Origin of the sequence: Campylobacter sp. IFREMER_LSEM_CL1085 (assembly GCF_025772235.1) — a bacterium.
GTDB lineage: Bacteria > Campylobacterota > Campylobacteria > Campylobacterales > Campylobacteraceae > Campylobacter_D > Campylobacter_D lari_D.
Genome location: NZ_JAKMRU010000033.1, coordinates 1 through 5,198 on the forward strand (window position 1 = coordinate 1; position 5,198 = coordinate 5,198).

Annotated in this window: 3 protein-coding genes; 2 read left to right on the forward strand and 1 reads right to left on the reverse strand. The window is 24.8% G+C overall.

The window, feature by feature from the left end:
* Positions 1-74 precede the first annotated feature (74 nt).
* Positions 75-590, reverse strand: coding sequence for an Hcp family type VI secretion system effector (locus tag L8W56_RS08640; protein ID WP_039626225.1), 516 nt, complete (start codon positions 588-590; stop codon positions 75-77).
* 135 nt (positions 591-725) lie between these two features.
* Here L8W56_RS08640 and tssM point away from each other — a divergent pair, with 135 nt between their 5' ends.
* Together tssM and L8W56_RS08650 are read left to right on the forward strand one after the other, a co-directional pair.
* A complete protein-coding gene (tssM, locus tag L8W56_RS08645) occupies positions 726-4,268 on the forward strand; it encodes a type VI secretion system membrane subunit TssM (RefSeq protein WP_263660018.1) in 3,543 nt (1,180 codons plus the stop codon).
* On the forward strand, positions 4,258-5,160 hold the full coding sequence (locus L8W56_RS08650) for a hypothetical protein (RefSeq protein WP_263660019.1): 903 nt from the start codon (positions 4,258-4,260) through the stop codon (positions 5,158-5,160). The genes tssM and L8W56_RS08650 overlap by 11 nt, the downstream gene beginning before the upstream one ends.
* The last annotated feature ends 38 nt before the right edge of the window (positions 5,161-5,198 follow it).

Genomic DNA, 5,198 nt, shown 5'->3' on the forward strand with positions numbered 1-5,198 from the left:
GATTATTTTTAATGAAAGTGATAAGGATATTAAATAGCATATAAAGCTCATTGTTTAACAATGAGCTTATTGTGTTACGAATTTGCTTCTCTCCAATCATCACTTCCGCTTGTTCCAGCCGCTGTATGCTCCCAAATAACTTTTCTGTAATTTAAGGATACCTTAAAAAGCTCTGTTTTGTCATGATTGTTTGCTTCTTGAGCATTTGGCATTACTAAGGTAATATCTGTAATGATAGCATCTTCTAATTTAGTTGTAAAAAAATGTTCTTGTCCACCACTTGTTGATGTTCTAAACCAATGAACTTCAACACTCGGAAGTCTTTCACCTTTTGTAAGTGCATTGTAAAGTAGAGGAACTGCTTTATTTAGAGAGCAAGTGAAAGTAAAAGGCTTATGAACTCTTTGTCCTGATGGTTGTCCACTTTGTTGATCAACTGGAACTGTTACAATATGAGAAATTTCTTGAGCCATAATCTCGTCTTCGTGTCCTGCTTGATAGCGATTTCCTATACTTGCTTCTGTAGAAGCACCACTTGAAATAAGTCCTTGTGTTGAACCTTCGATTTTGATATATGCTGGTTGTGCCATGTTTTTCCTTATGATTATAATTTTAACTTTATATTTATATTAAAAGCTTTTAATATTTTAATACAAAATAAGTAAAAATAATATAAAATTAATAAATAGAAATAAAAATTATTTGAATTTATATTAGGAAAAATTATGTTTCAAAAAATAATGCAAATTTTAAAATCTAGGATTTTTGTAATCACATTAATACTTATTATTTTAGTTGTCTTAAGTTTATTTTTTTGGGCTTATGGTTCTTTATTTGCGTTTAATGAAATTTATGTTTTTAGTAATTCTTATTTAAGATTTGGGATAATTTTTATATTTTGGTGTTGTATTTTTTTGTTTTTCCTTTTAAAGCCTTTAAGTAATTTTATAAAATCTTTTAAGGATGACAAAAGAATAAGACTTAAAGAAATTAAAAAAGAATCTAATGAATTTTTATACAAAGCAAAAAGAAATTTCTTTATCGCATTAAAAGATGCCAAACAAACATGGAAAAAAGATATCAACACTAAAAATTTGCCTCTTGTTGTTATTGTGGGAAATGAAGGTGCTGGTAAAAGTACTTTTATAAATTATTCTGATATAGAATATCCTTTAAGTGATAGTTTAGAATCATATAAAAAGATGCATAAGTCTACCAATAATTTTAGCTTATATGTTTCCAAGAAAGGCGCTTTGCTTGATACTGAGGGAAATTATTTTTCTCAAGAAGATTTTTTTCATCCTAATAGTAGCGATGAGTTACCCGAAGATGATATAGAGAAAAATAGAGACTTTTTAATTAAAAAGAGCATTTGGCAAAATTTTTTAAAATTTTTAAATAAGAATTATTTTCATAGTAAATTAAATGGCATTATTTTAATAATTGATACTCGATTGTTTTTGGAAAACACAAAAGAATATTCTAATAATTTAATTCGTTATTTAACAAAAAGAGTGCATGAGTGTGAAAAAATTTTAGGTGTACAATTACCTATTTATGTTGTTTTTTCAAAATTAGATTTGATAGAAGGTATGAGAGAATTTTTTGATATTTTCAATGAAAAAATTCAAAAAAAAGCTTTTGGTGTAAGTTTTGCAGAACATTTTAAAGAAGAAGATATTCAAAAGTCTTTTGAAGAGATAAGCAAATCTTTGTTTTTACGTTTTGTTGATAAAAATTCTTCTATATACACTATAGAGGAAAAAAATAAAATTTATTTATTTTTAAAGCAGTTGGATAATTTATTTGTATTGAGCAAAGACTTTATCGTGCAACTCCAAAATGAAAATATTTTAAAAAATAGTTCAGTTTTAAGAGGGGTATATTATGTAAGTGCTTATCAAGAAAATGTGCCAAGAAATTTTATGCTTGATACAATTTGTGAAAAGTATAATATAAAAAAACCATTAGCTCAAGTAAAACAGTCTTTTAGCAAGCAAAGTTATTTTGTTCAGTCTTTGCTTGAAGATATTGTCTTTAAAGATTCATCGCTAAGTAGAATTAAAAGTTTTTACAAAAAGATATCGCTTGTGGGTTTAACTATATTTTTGAGTTGTATGACTTATTTTATTTCATCTTATTTTATTCTTAAAAGTGAGCAAGAAAAGAAAATATCTCAAAGTGTTTATACTGATCTTTCATTTTTGTTGAAAAATATGCAAGATTACCCCATGATGAGTATAGAAGAGAAAGCAAAATTATTAGTTGATTTAAGAAATATACTAAGTGTATATCCACAATTAATCGAAAAGGCAAGTTTGTTTGAATATTTTAGCTTAAACATAACATATAAAGGCTTTAAAAAAGCACAAAATTTATATTATAAAATTAGTGAAGATGTGTTGAAAAATACCCTATTAAAAGAAATGGAAATAATATTACAAACTGATGATAATTATGATAACTTAATTAAAACTTTATATGTATATAAATCATTGTTTGAGCAAAAATATCTTGATAAAGATTTATTAAAAATATGGATTAATGAAAATTGGAATTTTTTAGAAAAATATAAAATTTCTAAAGAAAATTTTCTATCTGGTATCGATGAACTTCAAAAGATTGACTTAAGCACTTCTCAGCAAGATGATATTTCGGTTAAACTATCTATTGAAAAACTATATAATGTAGCAAAAATTCAAAGAATATATACTTTACTTAACTTTATCATTCTAGATAAAAACAATAAAGTATATAATTTTAAAAATGAATTAGGATTTGCTGCTAATAATGTTTTCTCAGAGTCTATTAAAATTGATAGTATTGAAGAAATTTACACAAAAAAAGGTATGGCTGACTTTTTGCAAACATTAAATGTAAAAATAGATAAAGCCATTGAGATTGATTCGTGGATTTTAAATGATTTGTCAAATTCTGAAAATAGAAGCAATATGGCAATGGGAATTATTAAAATTTATTTAACGCAATATCAAAATAAATGGCAAGAAATTTTAAATTCACTTGCACCAAAAAAGTTTATTTCTAAAAGTTCTATGCTAAATGAACTTAATATACTATCTAAAAAAGAAAATCCTTTAATGAATTTTATAAAAATTGTTAGTGTAAATACCAATCTTAACGATGCTACTTTACTAACTCAAGCATATAATCTCGGTGTTAATGCTGCTGAAATAAAGACAAGTTTTATGGGGATTACCAGTTCGTTTGATGCTTATCATAAAATTATAGAACAAAATTCTATTTTAAATACGGGTGCTACTGCTGTAGGTTTAGATGTTGGAAGTCATCAAAAAACCATGGAATTAATAAATACAGATTTGTCTAATATTCATAAAAAAATAACTGACTTTACAACAAATAACTCGCAAACTATTGAGGAAAAAATAAAATACGCTTTAAGCGATAGTAAAGATTCTAGCGACCCATTTAGTTCTCTTGAACAAAATATTAAAAATTTACCAAGTGAATTGGAAAAATATTATGTAACTCTTTCTTTATATGCTTGGAATATTATAGAAAACCATGGAGTTTCTTTGTTTAATACTGTTTGGTTGAATGAGGTTTATGCACCATTTGTTAATGATATAGCTCCTTTTTATCCTTTTAATTTGCTAAGTTCACAAGATTTAAGTATAGATTCTTTTAAAAATTTCTTTGGTAAAAATGGAATTTTAAATAAGTTTTATGAAAAATATTTAACAAATGTTCTAATTAAAAGAAAAAATGTTTACTCTATTAATTCTAAATTTAGTTCAAGATTAACTTTTTCCAAAGAATTTTTGGATTTTATTACTAAGGCTGGTAATTTATCAGAGTTAATGCTAAATGCAAATGATGTAATGAGAGTGCGCTTTACTTTACAAAGTCTTGACTTAAGTGCCGATTTTTCTTTTGTAAAAGTTCAGTATAATGATACTTCTATTATATATGATCACACATTGCATACAAAATTAGATGTTATAACTGATGAATTTAACAATGGAACTAGTTTTGATTTCACTGCGTATTCTTATTTAGATGCTAATATAAATTACACAAAATCATATAAAGGAGAATGGGCTTGGTATAAATTATTACAGGAAAGTAAAAATTCAAATTCATCTTACAGTGTTTTATTTAATGACAATAAAAAAATGTATTTTGATTTCAAACTTAATAATAACAACTCAGATATTAATAATATAATTATGATATTAAGTGATTTTAAAATAGTAGAAAATATAACAAAGGCTCAAAATGATAGATAAAGAAACCATAGGATTGATAATTGAAAATATTGATGAAAATATTACAAAAACAGTAGCTTGTGTATTTGATGAAACTGGTGGACTTGTTGGATCAAGTCCAGAATGTTTATTTTGGATACAAGATAAAAATAATTCTGTTAAAGAAAAACATATGAAGATTACTTTTGAAGAAGGTTTTTTTACTATGACGCCTATAGAATGCAGTGATATTTTTTATAATAATTCTTTTTCTAGATTGGAAGATGGTTATGAAATTATTATCAACAAAGGCGATGTTCTAAAGTTAGGTCTTATTGAGTTGCGTTTTGTTGATTCAAAAGAGATTAAACAAGAAACTTTAAAGCAAGCAAAAGAAATAAAAGAAATAGAAAAACACACACAGATGGATGAAATAGAGCTAAAACCTAGAGGAAAAATAGATGGTTTAGATTTTAAGGCAAAAGAAAACATTAAAGAACTTATTGAAACAAAAATAGATTATAGTTTTATAGAGGATAATAATATTAAAAATTCTGAAGTTATTATGGAATCTAATTCTTCTGTTAATTTAGATTTTACTTATGAAAATATAGGAAAAATTTTAGATAAATTGCAAAATGAATTATCACAAAATCGTAAAAAAACAATACTAAATGATAATTTCCAAAAATTAAATATAGATGATTTTCAAACGGTTATTTCAAAAATTCCGCTTATTAAAGATACAAAACTAATTAATCTTGTTGTGTTAAAATTAATTACTAAAGAATTGTATTCACCTGTATTTAAAGAGATGGAAGAAGATATTTTTATGACTTATTTGCAAAATGCCTTGCAAAATATCATCAAAAATGATCAAAATATATTTGAAAATTTGACTTTACTGTCTTTAAATAAATACAAAGAAAAATAATTTTTCAAAGTAAAGTAAGATAATTTTCCAAAATTAAA

Excerpts from the sequence above, each read along its gene's own strand:
- L8W56_RS08640 (WP_039626225.1), bottom strand. The coding sequence starts at position 590 with ATGGCACAACCAGCATATATCAAAATCGAAGGTTCAACACAAGGACTT.
- tssM (WP_263660018.1), top strand. The coding sequence starts at position 726 with ATGTTTCAAAAAATAATGCAAATTTTAAAATCTAGGATTTTTGTAATC.
- L8W56_RS08650 (WP_263660019.1), top strand. The coding sequence starts at position 4,258 with ATGATAGATAAAGAAACCATAGGATTGATAATTGAAAATATTGATGAA.